Raw genomic sequence first — 17,466 nt, 5'->3', positions numbered from 1 at the left:
TTGGGGATTATGAAGATGTTAGTCTTCTAATGTTTTACTTACACGTTCATAGTCTTCAAGGTTATGGAATGATTTTGTTGCATCTACACCAATTTTAGTGGTTGTACCATCTATTTGTGCTACTGGGTCAAGTGATGATCCACGTGCTTTTGGTATGATAATTATATCATCGTCTCCTTTTACACGGGTAGCAATAGCATATTCCACATCAACTGGGTCAAATATATTGATATCCTCGTCAACTATAACACAATGTTTAAGTGATGGGTGTGCAGATAATGCAGCCATAAGTACATTTTTTGCATCTCCCTCTGTTTGTTTCTTGATAGATACTACTGCATGTAGCCAACAACATCCACCTTCTGTAAGTATTACATTTTGTACTGTTGGTAGTGTGTTTTTTACACTATTAAATATTCTTGGTTCCTGTGGTAATCCCTGTAATAGTTTATGTTCATTGCCTGCTGGTAGAATTGCATGATAATATGGATTGTCTTTATAGTGCATTCGTGTAAGTTTTATTACTGGTTCATCTCTTATTTTATCATATGTATCTGTTAAGTCAACAAATGGTCCTTCAGTTTTACGTTCATTTGGTAATATTTTACCCTCAAGTAATATTTCACATTCTGGTGCTTCAATATCCACAGTTTCACATTTGACTAATGTAAGTTTTCCATCTTTAAATGTATTAGCTACTTCTAACTCGTTTTCATTAATAGGTATACTTGTTGTACTTGCAAGTAATGTTGATGGATTTAAACCTATGGCGATTGCTATTTTTAATGGTTTATTAAGTTCTTCTGCTCTTTTATAATAAGTATATAATTGTCTTGGTACAATACGTATGCCTAATTCATCTTTTCCATTAACAAGCATTCTATGGATACTTGCGTTTACTTGTCCATTATCCGGATCTTTAGCAATAACTACTCCTGCAGTAATATATTTTCCTTTATCTTTAGGGTAATGTTTTAGTATAGGTATTTTTGATAAGTCAGCATCTTCATTGTTTGCATATACTTCTTCAATATCTTTTATATCGTATATTGGTGTAGGATTGTTTGTTGCTCTTATTATATTCTCAGTAATTTTATCAACAGTTGTATTTATTGAATTTGCTATTTTTTCTCTTGTGTTACATATTCCAGATATGATGTTCATATCGGAATCTTTAACATTTGTAAATATTAATGTATCTGTAGGATGTTTTTTGAGGATGGATGTTATCTCATAATCTGTTGATACTTCATCGGTTATTTCAATTACATCTTCCTTTATTTCATCAATTAAGCGTGTCATATGCTTTTCTCCTATTTATTCATAATAGATGTTTCTATGTAATGTTTTCATGTATTTTATTAATGAATTTCGTATATCTTCATCATATATTGATAATATTCTTGCAACATATAATGCTGCATTTTCTCCTGCATCAAGTCCCATAGTAGCTGTAGGTACACCCGGTGGCATTTCCACCATAGATAATAAGGAATCTATTCCTAATCTTTTAGTAGTACATGGTACTCCAATAACTGGTTTTGTTGTATGAGAAACCATTGCACCGGAAAGAACAGTTGATAAACTGGATACTGCAATATATAAATCTACTTGGGCATCGGCTTCTTTCATGTATTTTTCTAATTTATCTGGTGTTCTTGTTGCAGATACTACTTTATAATTACTACCAATTCCTAGTGTTTCAAGGGTTTGTGTTATTTTATGTACTATTTCCATGTTAGAATAGTTACCAGATATGATTAATACTTTAGTATTTTCAGGTAGTACTAGTTCCTTTTTGACAGCTGGTCTTTCATGTTCTACACGTTCTGATTTAGTGTAATATTCTCCGGCAATCTTTTCTATAACATCTTTTTCGTCATTTTCCATTTTCTGATTATAGGATTCACGTTTATTTTTCAGAGCCTCTTTCATATTATCATCATTACATGCAATAATTTGACATGCTAGCCATGCTGCGTTCTCTCCACGGTCAATACCCATTGTTGCTACAGGTGTTCCTAATTGCATTTCAGTTGAAGATAATAATGCATCTAATCCTCCTATTTTACCTGTGCATGGCACTGCAATTACAGGTTTTGTTGTATAAGATGCGATTACTCCTGGAAGATGTGCTGCTAGTCCGGCTATTGCTATAAATACTTCTACATTATCAGTATAATTGGTCATTATGTCTTTTACTCTGCCATGTGTTCTGTGAGCTGATGCTACTTTAATATCATATGGAACTTTCATTTCCTCTAATACTTTAACAGATTTTTCTGCTATTTTGTAGTCAGATCCACTTCCTAAAATTATCATAACTTTAGTTTTAATATATACTCCCCCTTTATGTATGTTAAATTATTCCGTCATTATTGTAAAATCGATATATATTAGTTATATTCTATAGTATTCATTAATTTTTTTATTAAGTTAGTTTAATGATATTGTTTAATCCTTTTCAGTGAATTTTTATTCTCATGATTTTTTCAATCAACTACTTTTTATATTATATTTAACATAAATGATTAATACTAAACAAATTATTGAATAATAAATGATTAATTTTACGGAGAATTACATGTTAAATATTGCATACTTAATTGTATTTGTATTAGTATCCTTATTATTTGCAGGATCTTCAAAGAAATCTAAGATAGATGGTAAAGTATCCGTTGTAATACCTGCATATAATGAAGAAAAAGCAATAGAACATGTAATTAACACGGTAAAACAAGTTAAGGATATAACTGAAATCATCATAGTTGACGATGGAAGTACAGATAACACCCATAACATTGTATCACGGCAAGATAATGTTATATTATTGACTCATGAAAAAAATAAGGGTAAAGGTTCTGCTATGAAAACAGGACTTAAACGCGTCACGAATGATATAGTATTATTTTTAGATGCTGATCTATCAGAGATAAATAAATTACAGGTTGAATCAATAATTAAGCCAATCCTTAACGGCGATGCAGATATTACAAAAACAAAGTTTAAAAGAGAAGCTGGAAGAGTAACAGAACTAACAGCTAAACCATTACTTAACTTTTTCTTCCCAGAATTAAGTTTTGAACAGCCTTTAAGTGGACAATTTGCTGCAATAAAGAGCTTTTTAGATAATATTGATCTTGAACATGATTATGGGGTAGATATAGGTATAGTATTAGATGCAGATGCTCAGGGGATGAGAATTCAAGAAGTAGATATAGGTAATATAGTACATGAGATGTCTACTCTTAAAGAATTGAATATAATGGCTAATGAAGTAGTACGTACTATTGTTGATAGAGCAATCCATTATGGTAGATTAACAATGATGGATGATGTGGGTAGTTCCATAAGAATGGAAATTATGGGATTAACTCTTATTATCTTCGGAATATTCGGATTATTCTTTATTAATCCAATGACTCCAATAATTGCTGGGGCTATTATTGTAATAGGTATAGTGATAGCCGCGGTTTATCTGGTACGTATTATACGTACCTCGTTACGTGTGTACAGACAGAGTAAGATACCTAATAGGCAGATTATAAGAACTTTTATACAGATGCATTTTCCAGTTTTAATATCTGTTGTAATATTATTGGTTATTGCTGCATCATTACTGGGTTCTGTGAATATTGCTTCTAATCAGATTTCTATAGAACCGGTAAGTAAAAACTTGGTTATATCAACATCTCCTGAGCCTCACTCTGCGGTGGATGTAAGAGGACCATATACTATTGATAATGCATTAGAAAATGAGGAACATCTTGTACGTTTATCTAATTCAGCGTTGAGCACGTTGCATGCACAGTATGGTGATTATATTTATATTGATGGGGAACGGTATCAACTAGAACAAGCATTAGATGGTGAAAATGATCTTATCAGGATGCCAGAATCTGCAAGGACGGCTTTAGATGTATCTCCAGGGGATATTATAAGGGATAGTGATTTAAGAAGTTCCTTTGAAAATGTTTACCTGGTACAGAATATAAATCCTGGTGAGGAACAAATAGATAATAATACAGGCTTTAATAATACAACATCACAGATTAACACTAATAATACTACTGTTAATATTGGTAGTGAATATACATCACAGACACTGCCTGAGAAGGTTTTAACAGTGTACTTGAATAACACGCCTGTTGCTCAGACTAGTGCTGCTGTACTTAATAGTTCATATAATGTGTACATTGATGGAGTTTATGATGATTCTATAATGCTTAATAATTCATCTACGGGAATTATCTATAATTCAACATATGATGGCACAACTATAAGGGTAGAACTAGAAAATCAAAATGGAACAACAAACAGTGTCTTTGCTAATCAGAATTCAACGGTAAAATTCCTTAACATAAACTTAAACTTTAATGAGTCACTAGCAAATAACACTACAAACATTGAAGTTAATAGAACAAATTAATATATTAACCTCCAATTTTTACTATTTTTTATAATATTTTAATAATAAAATTATACAATACATAACTTTATATAATAATATTTTTAAATATCAAAATCGAAAATATAAAAGTTATGATTACTAAAATACTGTCCTACAAATGTAGAATATACCCAAATAAGACACAAATACAAAAATTTGAAAAAGATTTAAAGGCATGTCGTATAGTCTACAATAAATGTAAAGAAAAATATGAACAAGACCTTAAAAAACAGGAATACACAAAAGATGAACCACAGGGTAAAAAATACTTCTATAACCTATTACAACAACTAATAAAACAATACCCCTGCCTACAGGAAACAGATCAAAGAATACTAATAGATGCATATCACAATTTAATAAGAGCAATAACATTATACAAGAAAGGAATATCAAACCATCCAAAAAAATCCAATACAAAAACATTAAACTCCTTTAAAATAAGACCTAATCCTAATATTTACATTGAAAATCAGAAAATACACCTAGACAAATACGGGACAATAAAAATACATGATAAAAGAAAAATCACAGGAAAAATATTAAACTACATAATTAAAAAACACTACGATGAATGGTATATAATAGTCACAACACGACAACAAACACAAAAATATCCTAAAACAGGAAAAGCTGTAGGAATTGACTTAGGGATAAAAGAGTTAGCCATACTATCTAATGGCGAAAAAATACATAATATCAACCTAGAAAAAGAAGATGAAAAACTAAATAAATTATACAAACAACTCAATAGAAAAGACAAGAACAGTAAAAACTATGAAAAAATACTAAAAAAGGTACATAAAGCAAATGATAAGAGAACTAATAAAATCAATGATTATTTAAATAAATTATCAGCAAGATTAGTTAAAGAATATGATTTTATAGCAATGGAAACCCTGCATATACTGGACATGTTAAACAAATCAAATAATGATAAAATTAGAGATGCAAGCTGGAGAAAATTAATTGAAATGACAAAATACAAATCACAGGCTCATGGAAAAACATTCATACAAGTACCATCTAATTATCCATCAACAAAATTATGTCATAACTGCGGATATAAAAATAATAAGTTAACACTAAAAGACAGAGAATGGACATGTCCTGAATGTAAAACATTTCATGATAGGGATGTTAATGCAGCAATAAACATACTAATTAAAGCACAGGAAATAGACAGACAAAACAAGATAAAAAATATTTAATTAATTTATTAGAAGAGTAAAGGGGTTTAAGGAAGTAATTACTCATCATAATATACTTTTGCATATTCTGTAGGATTATTATATAATCCAATAGCAGCTAAAGCACCGATGAGACCACCTTTTCCAGTAACATATTCAATACGAATATTATTTTCTTTAGCAACACGTTCTGCTTCATCAAAGTATTTCATTGATTTCTTTGCTTCAAGACCATATTTTTGAACAGGCTCTGGAATTTCAAGTTTATCATAGACTACGAAAGCTGTATTATCAGATAATGTATTTTTTAATAGTTTAGCTTTAACTTGGCTAATTAAATCCTCTTTATCCTCTTCTCTAACAGCAAATACTAGTATAATAGAAACACAGTTCTTGGTTTTATTAGGATTATTTGGATATAATTGGCAAGTTATATGTTCAAGGTATCTGTAACCTTTTTCTTCTTGAATTTCATTACCAATATTATTAGCAAGAGTCCAAGTAGCTCCCTCTGTAGGAATATCAGTATCGTCAATACCAATAATTACTTTTCTAAGTTTAGGAGTTACTACAGCAGCTTTACCTACCTTAGAACCTCCGCCTTTTTCAAAAATTTCCACTCTTTCTACACCTGATGCTTTTCCACGACAGAAAGCAGCTCCAACACCAGCACCAGCAAGACCCGCATGAACTATTTTCACATCATCCTCTTCAATGATAGCTTCTTCAATACCAGCTGCTTGAAAACTAGGTTTTAAATCTAATTCTGTTTTACCCTTCTTAACATAATATGTATGTTTATTTCCATCACGTTTAGCATCTAAAATAAGAGGGCTGGTTCTTTTATACTGTTCTATCATCCAATCTGATCCAATAGGACATGGATGATACTCAATTAACTCAATTTCTTCTTCATCCTCATCAGTTAAAGTTAGGATTTCATGATAAGGAGTAATCCAAGCATCTGTATATTTTTCTTTTAATTCTTCAGGTGTTAAAATTTCCATATTTTCATTTTTCCTTAATATTTTTAGAATTTAGTTAAACTTAAAAAAAGAATAATTAAAGGATATGTTTTCAAATAATACGTGTTTATTGAAGTCTTTTAACTAATTTTACTGCAGCTTCAACTGCACGTTTACCATATTCTACTCTTTGATGAGCTTCTAATCTAGTCATACCTGGACCAGATATTCCAAGAGTTACAGGTTTATTATATTCAAGTGATAAATCTGTGATTTTACGTGCTGCATGCTGAACAACAATTTCATCGTGTTCTGTATCTCCCTCAATTACAGCTCCGAGTGTTATAACTGCATCAACGTTTCCATCATCTAACATTTTCTTTATTGCTATTGGCATATCATATACGCCTGGTACTGCAATTATCTCAGTTATTTCTGCTTCTAGAAATTTTGCATGTTCTTTTGCTAATTCTAGCATCATACTTGTTATATCAAAGTTAAATTCTGATACAACTGCTCCTAATTTTATCATTTGTATCTATTTCTCCTTTATTTTATTTAATTAATAGTTTCTTCAGGGTTATTCTATTACAATAGGTATAATACGAAAGCTGATACTGAACTCACTACCATGATAAATATAATAAATATTGCTGCTGCTTTTGCTGTGTTCATGTTTATACCTCCATTATTGCTATTGTGAGTTGTCTTTGTATACTGATAATTTATTTTTGTTTTATGTAATATATTAATTTTATATAATGTCTTATTAAAAAAAGTTAATAAAAAGAGTAATCTCTTTTTTCTTATAATTTACTTGCAATGTATTCAGCCATTTCCTGAGTAGATGAGTCTCCACCTAAATCAGGGGTTACATGACTTCCTTCTTGTATTACATCTATTAATATTTCTTCTACTTTACGTGCATATTGTGATTCGCCGAGGTAGTCAAGCATCATACATGCAGATAATATTGTTGCTGCAGGGTTTGCAATTCCTTGTCCTGCTATGTCTGGTGCAGATCCATGTACTGGTTCGAATAATCCATTGTCATCTCCAATGTTTGCTGATGGAATCATTCCAAGTCCACCTACAAGTCCTGCTCCTTCATCTGAGAGAATATCTCCGTATAAGTTTGTTGTAACAATTACTTCAAAGTCTAATGGATTTGTTATAAGATACATTGCTGTTGCATCTACATAGAAATCATTTGATTCAATGTCTGGATATTGTTCTGCTATTTTATAGAATGATTTTTTGAATAATCCATCGGATAGTTTTAGTACGTTTGCTTTATGTACTGCTGTAACTTTCTTTCTACCTGTATCTTCAGCATATTTAAATGCATATTTAGCTATTCTTTCTGATGCAAATTTAGTGATTTTTTTACGTGCTATTGCTCCTTCTGGTGTTTCTTCTTCGTCTCCTATGTATAGGTCTTCTGTGTTTTCTCTTACTATCATGAAGTCTATGTTTCCATACTTATCTGGCTGTAGAGATTTAACAGGTCTTAAGTTTACAAATGTATTTAGTTCTCTTCTTAATCTTACTATTACATCTGCTGCTGTTTCTCCTGCTGCTCCAAATAGTACTGCATCTGAATTCTTTGCTAATTCGATTGTTTCATCAGGAAGAGGAACGCCTGTTTCTTCTTTGCATTCGTCTCCTGCTTTTGCATATGTGTAATTAAAATCTATTGGTAGTTTATCAAGTATGGTTACTGCTGCTTTTACTACTTCTTGTCCTATACCGTCTCCTGGTATTACTGCTATATTATACATTCTTTTCGCCTTCTTATTTTTTTTATTCATTGAATCTTGTTCTGTTTAAGTAGTTTATTAATCCATCATTTTCCAGTATTTCAAACATGAATTCTGGTAATTTTGTTGTTGAATAGTTTGTGTTTTGTGTTTCATCTTCTAATGTTCCGTTTTCAAGATCTATTTTTACAGTATCTTCTTCATTTATGTCATCTGGTCCTTCTGGTGCTTCTACAAGTGCTAATCCTATGTTTATAGCATTTCTGTAGAATATTCTTGCGAAGGATTTTGCTACTACTGCTTTTATTCCTGCTGCTTTTAGTGCTATTGGTGCGTGTTCACGTGATGATCCACATCCAAAGTTGGATCCTGCTACGATTACATCTCCTTCTTGGATTTTGTCTTTGTAGTGTAGGTCATATCCTTCCATAACATGTTTTCCTAAATCTTCTGGTTCGGTTAGTGTTAAGTATCTTCCTGGAAGTATGCTGTCTGTGTCTATGTCATCGCCTAATTTTAGAACTCTTCCTTCTATTATTTTTTCCATTCTAATCTACTCCTATCCTATTTTTTAGTTTTTTTCTGGTGCTGTTATGTGTCCTGTTATGGCACTTTCAGCTGCTACGATTGGTGAGCTGAGGTATACTTTTCCTTCTGGACTACCTTGTCTTCCTTTGAAGTTTCTGTTTGAAGTTGAAAGGCTTACTTCTCCGTCTCCAATGAGACCTACATGTCCTCCTAGACATGGTCCACAGCATGGATTGCAGATTAATGCTCCTGCATCTATGAATATGTCAAATAATCCTTCGTCTAATGCTTGTTTATAGATGGTTCTTGATGCTGGTATGACTAATGTTCTTACTCCTTTTTTGATTTTCTTTCCTTTAAGTACTTTTGCTGCTTGTTCTAAGTCTTTTAGTCTTCCATTAGTACATGATCCTATGAATACTTGGTCTACTTCAACGTCTTCTACTTCACTTGCTGGTTTTACGTTGTCAACATGGTTTGGACATGCTACTTGTGGTTCTAGGTCTGATACATCTATGTCCATAACTTCTAGACTTGCAGCGTCAGGATCTGTTGTGTATTTCTGGTATGGTTTGGATGTTCTGTTTTTTAGGTATGCGTCTGTTACTTTGTCTGGTGCTATTAGTCCTGTTTTTCCACCACATTCTATTGCCATGTTACTTAGTACCATTCTGTCGGATACATCCATGTTTTCTACGGTTTCTCCTGCGTATTCACATGCTTTGTATCTTGCACCATCTTGGCCTATTTGTCCGATGATGTTTAGGATTACGTCTTTACTTGTAACATTTTCTTGTAGTTTTCCGGTGATGTTGAATTGTTTGGTTTCTGGTACTTTGAACCATAGTTGTCCTGTTGCAAATACCATTGCCATATCTGTTGATCCGATTCCTGTTGAAAATGCTCCGAGTGCTCCGTGTGTACATGTGTGTGAGTCACATCCTACTACTACTGTTCCTGGTATGATATGTCCTTTTTCTGGTAGTACTTGGTGGCATACTCCTTCATATACATCATAGAAGTTTTTTATTCCTTGTTCTTTTACAAATTCTCTTAGCATTTGATGGTTTTTTGCAGCATCTAATGTATCTGCTGGCACTTGATGGTCGAATGGGATTACTATTTTATCAGGGTCCCATACTTTATCGGTATTTATTTGGTCTAGTGCTTGTAATGTTAGTGGACCTGTTAGATCGTGTACCATGGCTGTGTCTATGTTTGCCATGATTATTTCTCCAGCTTCTACTTTTTCTTTGTTTGAAGCTTTTGCTAATATTTTTTCAGACATTGTCATTGACATGTTTTATTTTTCCTCCATTTTTTCTGTGGATTTTCTTTAATAAAGTGTTTTTTATTTCATTGAAATTATTATCTTGAATTTATAACATCACTTTATATATATTTTTGATAATTTTGTTTATTATTTTTTATTGTTGTTTGTTGTTTTTCCAAAAGTATAAGTATTATATATTTATTAGTTAGTAATACAATATGATGTTAATAATTAGTGAATAAAACATGAAAAATAGATATAACTATTACATAAAAAATTAATAAATCACCTTAAATTAATAAAAAAACTAGGTTAATGTATAATAAATAATACTTATCACACGCTACCATAAAAACCTTTATATCTAATATACAAAAATCTAAAACAGATAACGTAAATATATATTATTATAATAAAAAAATACATTATTTTTAAAAATTCACTATATTAATAAAATAATTAAAAACACCAATAGGAGAATTTTCATGGCTTCTGAAGATGAATATTATAAAGAAAGATATCAAGAAGTTAAAGATAAAGTGGAATACAAAGATTTCTTAAATGATATTAAAGAAATAAAAGAAGAAAATGGTGACTCACCATTTATAACAGAAGAACAAATAGTGGATATGGCAATAGAAAAATACGCAGGAAGACAAAATATACAACAAACTCATACAAACCAAGTACAGGAAATATCCTCCCTTATAGAAGGAAACGGGAACATAAGCATCCAAGGAAGACTAATAGCTATATCTAACATAAAAACATTCACAACAAAAAAAGGACGTGAAGGAAAAGTAGCAAATCTCACAGTAGAAGACAACACAGGAAAAATCAGAGTAGTAATGTGGACAGACAACATGAAATATATGAGCCGTATATCTGAAGGAGACATAGTAAAAATAAACAATCTCGAAGTACGTAAAGGATATACTGGTGATTTAGAAGTACAGATGAGAAACAACTCATCAATCCAAGTATTACCTGAAGAAGTGGATCCATCTCTTCCAAAATATGAAGAGGTAATAACAAACCTAGGCGACATAAAAGAAGACGGAGAATACAATGTCATAGTAAGAATCAAGAAAATATCAACACTCCGTGAAATACAAAAAGATGACAGGACACTACAAATAGTAACATTGGATGTAATGGATAAAACAGGTGCAATGGAATTTACACTATGGAACAAGGACACAAAACTCGTAGAAACACTGGACCTTAAAGAACATGATACAATTAAAATACTAAAAGCAAGAGCACAGACAAGATATGATCAAACATCATTATCTAACAGTTGGAATGGAAGAATAATTAAGGGCGACTATGATGTTCCTGAATTCCAAGAAGAAATATTAAAGATAGGCGATGCAAAAGAAGCAGAAAAAGTTACAATAATAGGTGTAATCACTAAAATATATGATACAATAACATTCGACAAAAATGATGGTTCTGAAGGACAAGTAAGAAGTATTGAAGTAACAGATGACACAGGTTCTATCAGAGTAACACTATGGAATAAGGAAACAGAAATCGCTATGGACAAAGGAGACATCATTAAAATCAGTGGTGGAAATGTGGAATTTGATGACTATGCAGGTGATAGTTACAGATTAAACACTGGATGGAATGCATCTATTGTAATAAACCCTGAGATAGATGATGAACTAAGCAAAAAACTAGCAGATATAAACAATTTCCAAATAACAAAAATAAAAAACGTACTCAACATTGATGAAGATGAGGGTAGAGAAGTAGATGTTATTGGAAGAATATTATCAATGCAAGATATCCGAGAATTCCAAAGAGTAGATGGAACAGAAGGACAAGTAAGAAGTATAGACTTAGCTGATGAAACAGGTATTGTAAGAACTTCACTATGGGATGAAAAATCAGACATAGACCAAGGATTAGGTGATGCAATAAAAATTGAAAATGCAAGAACAAGACTTGGCCAAAATGTAATGGAATTAAGTGTGGGAAGATCATCAAGAATCACAGTTCCATCTGAAGAAGAAATGGCTGATTTACCATCATATCAAGATCTTGAAAGAGACAGATATAATGACAGAACAATAAGTCAACTAGAAGAAAATGAACAAAATACAAAACTAAGAGTCAGAATCACAAATGTTGGAGAAGTTAGCACATTCACACGTGTTGATGGACGAGATGGAAGAGTAAGACCAATAAATGTAGCAGATGAAACAGCTGAAATTCAAGTATCTCTATGGGATGATGATACAGAGAAGAAATTCCCTGAAGGACTAGCTATAATCATAGAAAATCCAGTAATCAATTCACAAAATGGACATCTAAGACTATCCATAGGTAATGGAAGTACAATTAGACAAGCAAGACAAGAAGAAGCTGAACTAATGCCATCACTACGTGAAATAGAAAATAAACTATACGTTGAAAAAGCAATTGAAGATATTGAAGAAGATGACCAACATATTAAAGTTAAAGGAGTCATTGAAGAAATCAATGGTGACAAAATATTATATGCAATGTGTCCAAATTGTAACAAACGTATAGTACAAAGTGAAGAAGGATATATCTGTGATATATGTGGAGAAAAAATAGAAAAACCAAATTATCTAATGATTATATCAACAACATTACGGGATGAAACAGGAACAATTCAAGCAACATTCTTCAGAAAACAGGCAGAAGAATTAATTGATACAACAACAGAAGAAGTAATAAAAATATTTGAACAAACTAGCGATGAATCATCTATGTCATCAAGAATAGAGGATTTAGTTGGACATGAAGTTACTATAATAGCAGATTCCAATTTTAATGAATATGATGAGGACATCCGATTAAATGTAAGACGTTTAGTAATCGTATTATAAAAATTTATTAAATATTAAGAGGTATTGTAAATGACAGAATTAGAAGATCTACCAAGTGTAGGAGAAAAAACAGCACAAAAACTACGTGATGCCGGATTTGCAGATATGATGCGTTTAGCAACAGCAACACCAAAAGAGCTAAGTGTTAAAGTAGAAATTGGTGAAGGTGTAGCTGCAAAGGTTATAGAAGCAGCACGTAAAGCAGAAAAAATAGACTTTGAAACAGCATATGAAGTTATGGAAAGACGTGAAGATGTGGGAAGAATAACTACTGGTAGTAAAGGATTAGATGAATTAATCGGTGGGGGAGTAGAAACTCAGTCTATCACAGAGGTATATGGTGAATTTGGTTCAGGTAAAAGTCAAATATCACATGAACTATCTGTAACAACACAGTTACCAGAAGAAGAAGGAGGATTAGATGGTGAAGTAGTATTTATTGATACAGAAAACACTTTCCGTCCAGAAAGGATAGAACAAATTGCAACAGGATTTGGTCTTGATGTTACTGAGGTTCTTAAGAAGATTCATGTTGCAAGAGCATTTAATAGTAGCCATCAAATGTTAATGGCTGATAAGATTAATGAATTAATACAAAGTGGAGTTAATATTAAACTTGTTATTGTAGATTCATTAATGGCTCATTTCAGAGCAGAATATGTTGGACGTGAATCATTAGCTACCCGTCAGCAGAAACTAAACCAGCATTTACACACATTACAGAATATTGCAAACACATATAATGTTGCTATATTAATAACTAACCAGGTTCAATCTAAACCGGATGCATTCTTTGGTACTCCAACAAAAGCTGTTGGTGGACACGTTTTAGGTCACGCATCAACATATCGTATATTAATTAAGAAAGGATTATCAGGTAAAAGAATTGCTCGTCTTGTAGATAGTCCTCACTTACCTGAAGGAGAAGCTGTATTTAAAATAACTACAGAAGGATTAGTTGATTAATTACATCAACTTTTTTTACTACTCTTTTTTTATTCAAATTTTATCATTTATTATTTAATTTTTCAAAGAATAGATGATGTTCTATATTAAGAAGTAATTTTAATAGTATATTATTCAAAATATGTAACTTTCTAAGTTGATTTATATTTGTATTGTTCATAATACCGTTTTCACGTATTTTTTAAGTATAATGTTTATTTTTTAAACTATTTTTAAGATTTAAATTGGAAATTTTTCATTTTAATTTAATTTATAAATACTTTTTATGATAAAGTATATTTAGAAATAAAATGGAGGCAAAGTTACATGGTAAGTTCTATTGAAATTATATTGATTCCAACGTTAATGATATTTCTAGGATATGCTCTTAAAAGAGTAGATATTCTTAAAGCACAGGACAGTACAACGTTATCAAAAATTGTTATAAATGTAAGTATGCCTGCATTGATTTTTACTAATTTAGTCACTGCTAATATTAGTATTAATATGATTATATTACCAATTACTTCTATTATTGTCAGTTTAATATGTATGACAATTGCATTTTTATTCTGTAAAAGTAGAGGTTACTCTAAAATTAAAACATGGACCCTCATGATTGCATCTGCAATGATGAACACTGGTTTCGTGGGTTATCCAATTACTTTAGGTGTATTTGGTAATGAAGGATTAATAAATGCTATCTTCTTTGACTTATCTACATCAATAATATTTGTAGTGTATGGTATGGTTCTCGTCAGCCAATTTGGTGGAGACCGTAAAGAAGTAGTTAAAAGTGGTTTAAGTTTCATGCCACTGTGGGCAGTTATATTTGGATTAATATTTAACATTGGCCATATTCAATATGGTTATGTTTTAAATAGTGCTTTAACTTATCTAGCTAATTCAACAGTACCCTTAATAATGATTTCATTAGGTTTAACTATTGACTTTAAAGGTATTAAGGATTATCTCAGTGATTCCCTTGTTGTTTCTGCAATTAGGTTAGTCATTGCACCTATAATAGTATTTGTAGCTTTAAGTGCTTTAAATGTTACAGGATTAATATTTAAAGTTGCTGTATTAGAATCAGGTATGTCTACAGCTATGACTGCTTTAGTATTATCTATCACATATGGATTAGATAATAAACTTATGAGTTCATGTATATTTATAGATATTCTGTTAAGTTTAATATCATTAACATGTGTTATAACTGTTTTAACATAATCTTCTCTTTTTTTCTATTTTTTTATCATTAACAAGATTAATTTGTTTTTAAACGAACTTTAAAAAAGTTTAAATATTAAGTTTTCTTAACTTAGATTATAGGATATAATTTGTTAAATTTTTAATAGTTAACAAAATTTTTTTAAAAGATTTTTTTTAATAAAAAAAGCTAAATTTTGAACGCATAGTCTTAATTAAATAGGTGATTTAACTTGGCAGATAATAATGAAGAATTACGTATAGGAGTATACGTATGCCACTGTGGAGTAAACATTGGTGGTGTAGTAGACTGTAAAGCAGTAGCAGAATATGCAGAAAACCTTCCTGACGTTACAGTATCACGTGAATACAAATACATGTGTTCTGACCCAGGACAGAAACTTATCCAAGATGATATTAAAGAATTAAACTTAAACAGAGTAGTAGTAGCAGCATGTAGTCCTCGTTTACACGAACCTACATTCAGAAGATGTGTAAAAGAAGCAGGATTAAACGAATTCTTATTTGAATTTGTAAACTTAAGAGAACAAGACTCATGGGTACACGGAGATGACCCAGAAGGAGCTACAGAAAAAGCTAAAGACTTAGTACGTATGGGAATTGCAAAAGCAAGATTATTAAACCCATTAACAGCTGAAGTAGTACCTGTAACAAAAACCGCAATGGTTATTGGTGGAGGTATTGCAGGTATCCAAACAGCACTTGATTTAGGTGACATGGGATTCAAAACATACTTAGTAGAAAGAAACCCAACCTTAAGTGGAAGAATGGGACAATTAGATAAAACATTCCCTACACTAGACTGTTCAATGTGTATTTTAGCACCTAAAATGGTAGATGCTGGTAAACACCCTAACATTGAATTATTAGCATACTCTGAAGTAAAAGATGTAGATGGTTACATAGGAAACTTCAAAGTAACAGTAGAGAAAAAAGCAAGATTTGTAGATGCAGAAGCATGTACCGGTTGTGGAGTATGTCAAGAAGCATGTCCAATTGAAATGCCAAACTACTTCGATGAAGGAACTGGTATGGTAAAAGCAGCATACATTCCATTCCCACAAGCAGTACCTCTTGTAGCTACAATCGATGACGATTACTGTATTGGATGTCACTTATGTGATAAAGCTTGTGAAATTGGTGCAATTGACCACGATCAACAACCTGAAGACGTTGAATTAGACGTTGGTACAATTGTAGTAGCAACAGGTTACGACCCATTCGACCCAACATTAAAAGAAGAATACATCTTCGATCAAGCTGAAAACGTAATCACTGGTCTACAAATTGAAAGATACATAAACGCATCTGGACCAACACAAGGACACGTAATTCAACCATCCTCTGGTGAAACACCTAAAAAAGTTGCTTTCATCCAATGTGTAGGATCACGTGACGAAAAAGTTGGAAACCCATACTGTTCAAGAGTATGTTGTATGTACGCAATGAAAAACGCACAATTATGTATTGACCACGAACCAGATACTGAAGTAACAATATACTACATCGATATCCGTGCATTCGGTAAAGGTTACGAAGAATTCTACAGAACATCACAAGAAAAATACGGAATTAGATTTATCAGAGGTAAAGCAGCACAACTTATCGAAAATGAAGATAAATCAATTACAGTACGTGCAGAAGATACCCTCTTAGGTAAAGCAACCGCATTCACTTATGATTTAGTAGTATTATCTGTAGGACTTGTACCTCCTGCTGGTAAAGAAGAATTAAGACAAACATTAGGATTATCCGCAAGTGCAGACGGTTTCTTCATGGAAGCTCATCCTAAACTCAGACCTGTAGACACAATGACAGACGGTATTTACCTCGCTGGTGTAGCACAAGGTCCTAAAGATATTCCTGATACAGTAGCACAAGCTTCTGGTGCAGCAGCAAGAGCAGCAATTCCTATGATTAAAGGAGAAGTAGCTATTGAACCTATCACTGCTGAAGTAGACAAAGACAACTGTGGTGGTTGTCAAATATGTATCGAATTATGTCCATTTGGAGCTCTTTCCATCGTTGATGGTAAATGTGACGTAAATGTTGCATTATGTAAAGGATGTGGAACATGTGTAGGAGCATGTCCAACAGGTGCACTAAACCAAGCACACTTCAAAAACGAACAAATATTCGCACAAATCGAAGCAGCTTTCCAATAAGCTGTTAAACAAGAGTAAAAAGGAGGAAGAAGTTCTTCCCTTATTTTACTTTTTATTAAATAAAAATCAATTACTCTATTTTTTCAAATTCATTGC

At 31.9% G+C, this 17,466-nt stretch carries 13 protein-coding genes; 6 read left to right on the top strand and 7 right to left on the bottom strand.

From position 1 onward, the window contains the following. Positions 1 to 18 precede the first annotated feature (18 nt). Both OTK55_RS02410 and purE read right to left on the bottom strand, forming a co-directional pair. The gene (locus OTK55_RS02410; RefSeq protein WP_274871746.1) at positions 19 to 1,290 is read right to left on the bottom strand and encodes a UbiD family decarboxylase; all 1,272 of its coding nucleotides are present in this window, start codon (positions 1,288 to 1,290) and stop codon (positions 19 to 21) included. Positions 1,291 to 1,317: 27 nt separating this feature from the next. Then, positions 1,318 to 2,322: a 5-(carboxyamino)imidazole ribonucleotide mutase gene (gene purE / locus OTK55_RS02405; protein WP_274870374.1), complete on the bottom strand. Its 1,005-nt coding sequence runs from the start codon at positions 2,320 to 2,322 to the stop codon at positions 1,318 to 1,320. A 262-nt stretch (positions 2,323 to 2,584) separates the two neighbouring features. Between purE and OTK55_RS02400 the strand changes: the two genes are divergently transcribed. Beyond that, positions 2,585 to 4,429, top strand: coding sequence for a glycosyltransferase (locus OTK55_RS02400; RefSeq protein ID WP_274870373.1), 1,845 nt, complete (start codon positions 2,585 to 2,587; stop codon positions 4,427 to 4,429). A 113-nt stretch (positions 4,430 to 4,542) separates the two neighbouring features. After that, on the top strand, positions 4,543 to 5,661 hold the full coding sequence (locus OTK55_RS02395) for an RNA-guided endonuclease InsQ/TnpB family protein (protein ID WP_274870372.1): 1,119 nt from the start codon (positions 4,543 to 4,545) through the stop codon (positions 5,659 to 5,661). Between the two features lie 38 nt (positions 5,662 to 5,699). Here the strand turns inward: OTK55_RS02395 and mmp11 are convergent, their stop codons facing one another. The 5 genes from mmp11 to hacA all read right to left on the bottom strand — a co-directional run bounded on the left by mmp11 (position 5,700) and on the right by hacA (position 10,193). Further along, positions 5,700 to 6,647: a methanogenesis marker protein 11 gene (gene mmp11, locus OTK55_RS02390; RefSeq protein WP_274870371.1), complete on the bottom strand. Its 948-nt coding sequence runs from the start codon at positions 6,645 to 6,647 to the stop codon at positions 5,700 to 5,702. A gap of 85 nt (positions 6,648 to 6,732) precedes the next feature. Then, entirely contained in the window at positions 6,733 to 7,137 is a 405-nt protein-coding gene (ribH, locus tag OTK55_RS02385) for a 6,7-dimethyl-8-ribityllumazine synthase (protein WP_274870370.1), read from the bottom strand. Between the two features lie 274 nt (positions 7,138 to 7,411). Next, positions 7,412 to 8,416, bottom strand: a complete 1,005-nt coding sequence (locus OTK55_RS02380) for an isocitrate/isopropylmalate family dehydrogenase (RefSeq protein ID WP_274870369.1) — start codon at positions 8,414 to 8,416, stop codon at positions 7,412 to 7,414. After that, positions 8,409 to 8,900, bottom strand: a complete 492-nt coding sequence (locus tag OTK55_RS02375) for a 3-isopropylmalate dehydratase small subunit (protein ID WP_274871745.1) — start codon at positions 8,898 to 8,900, stop codon at positions 8,409 to 8,411. Before OTK55_RS02375 ends, OTK55_RS02380 begins: the two co-directional genes overlap by 8 nt. A gap of 36 nt (positions 8,901 to 8,936) precedes the next feature. Further along, entirely contained in the window at positions 8,937 to 10,193 is a 1,257-nt protein-coding gene (hacA, locus tag OTK55_RS02370) for a homoaconitase large subunit (RefSeq protein WP_274870367.1), read from the bottom strand. A gap of 458 nt (positions 10,194 to 10,651) precedes the next feature. On the opposite strand from hacA, the gene OTK55_RS02365 reads away from it, so the two are divergent. From OTK55_RS02365 to OTK55_RS02350, 4 genes are all read left to right on the top strand, one after another. After that, positions 10,652 to 13,030: an OB-fold nucleic acid binding domain-containing protein gene (locus tag OTK55_RS02365; RefSeq protein WP_274870366.1), complete on the top strand. Its 2,379-nt coding sequence runs from the start codon at positions 10,652 to 10,654 to the stop codon at positions 13,028 to 13,030. A 30-nt stretch (positions 13,031 to 13,060) separates the two neighbouring features. After that, entirely contained in the window at positions 13,061 to 13,996 is a 936-nt protein-coding gene (radA, locus tag OTK55_RS02360; RefSeq protein WP_274870365.1) for a DNA repair and recombination protein RadA, read from the top strand. A gap of 306 nt (positions 13,997 to 14,302) precedes the next feature. Beyond that, positions 14,303 to 15,205 (top strand): AEC family transporter, encoded by a 903-nt coding sequence (locus OTK55_RS02355; protein WP_274870364.1) that lies wholly within the window; start codon positions 14,303 to 14,305, stop codon positions 15,203 to 15,205. A 212-nt stretch (positions 15,206 to 15,417) separates the two neighbouring features. Beyond that, positions 15,418 to 17,370 (top strand): CoB--CoM heterodisulfide reductase iron-sulfur subunit A family protein, encoded by a 1,953-nt coding sequence (locus OTK55_RS02350; RefSeq protein ID WP_274870363.1) that lies wholly within the window; start codon positions 15,418 to 15,420, stop codon positions 17,368 to 17,370. Positions 17,371 to 17,466 lie beyond the last annotated feature (96 nt).

Origin of the sequence: Candidatus Methanosphaera massiliense (assembly GCF_028890305.1) — an archaeon.
Lineage (GTDB): Archaea > Methanobacteriota > Methanobacteria > Methanobacteriales > Methanobacteriaceae > Methanosphaera > Methanosphaera massiliense.
Note: the sequence above shows the minus strand (reverse complement) of the source record. Positions and strands in the feature narration are given on the sequence as shown.

Excerpts from the sequence above, each read along its gene's own strand:
- purE (WP_274870374.1), bottom strand. The coding sequence starts at position 2,322 with ATGATAATTTTAGGAAGTGGATCTGACTACAAAATAGCAGAAAAATCT.
- OTK55_RS02400 (WP_274870373.1), top strand. The coding sequence starts at position 2,585 with ATGTTAAATATTGCATACTTAATTGTATTTGTATTAGTATCCTTATTA.
- OTK55_RS02395 (WP_274870372.1), top strand. The coding sequence starts at position 4,543 with ATGATTACTAAAATACTGTCCTACAAATGTAGAATATACCCAAATAAG.
- mmp11 (WP_274870371.1), bottom strand. The coding sequence starts at position 6,647 with ATGGAAATTTTAACACCTGAAGAATTAAAAGAAAAATATACAGATGCT.
- ribH (WP_274870370.1), bottom strand. The coding sequence starts at position 7,137 with ATGATAAAATTAGGAGCAGTTGTATCAGAATTTAACTTTGATATAACA.
- OTK55_RS02380 (WP_274870369.1), bottom strand. The coding sequence starts at position 8,416 with ATGAATAAAAAAAATAAGAAGGCGAAAAGAATGTATAATATAGCAGTA.
- hacA (WP_274870367.1), bottom strand. The coding sequence starts at position 10,193 with ATGTCAATGACAATGTCTGAAAAAATATTAGCAAAAGCTTCAAACAAA.
- OTK55_RS02365 (WP_274870366.1), top strand. The coding sequence starts at position 10,652 with ATGGCTTCTGAAGATGAATATTATAAAGAAAGATATCAAGAAGTTAAA.
- radA (WP_274870365.1), top strand. The coding sequence starts at position 13,061 with ATGACAGAATTAGAAGATCTACCAAGTGTAGGAGAAAAAACAGCACAA.
- OTK55_RS02355 (WP_274870364.1), top strand. The coding sequence starts at position 14,303 with ATGGTAAGTTCTATTGAAATTATATTGATTCCAACGTTAATGATATTT.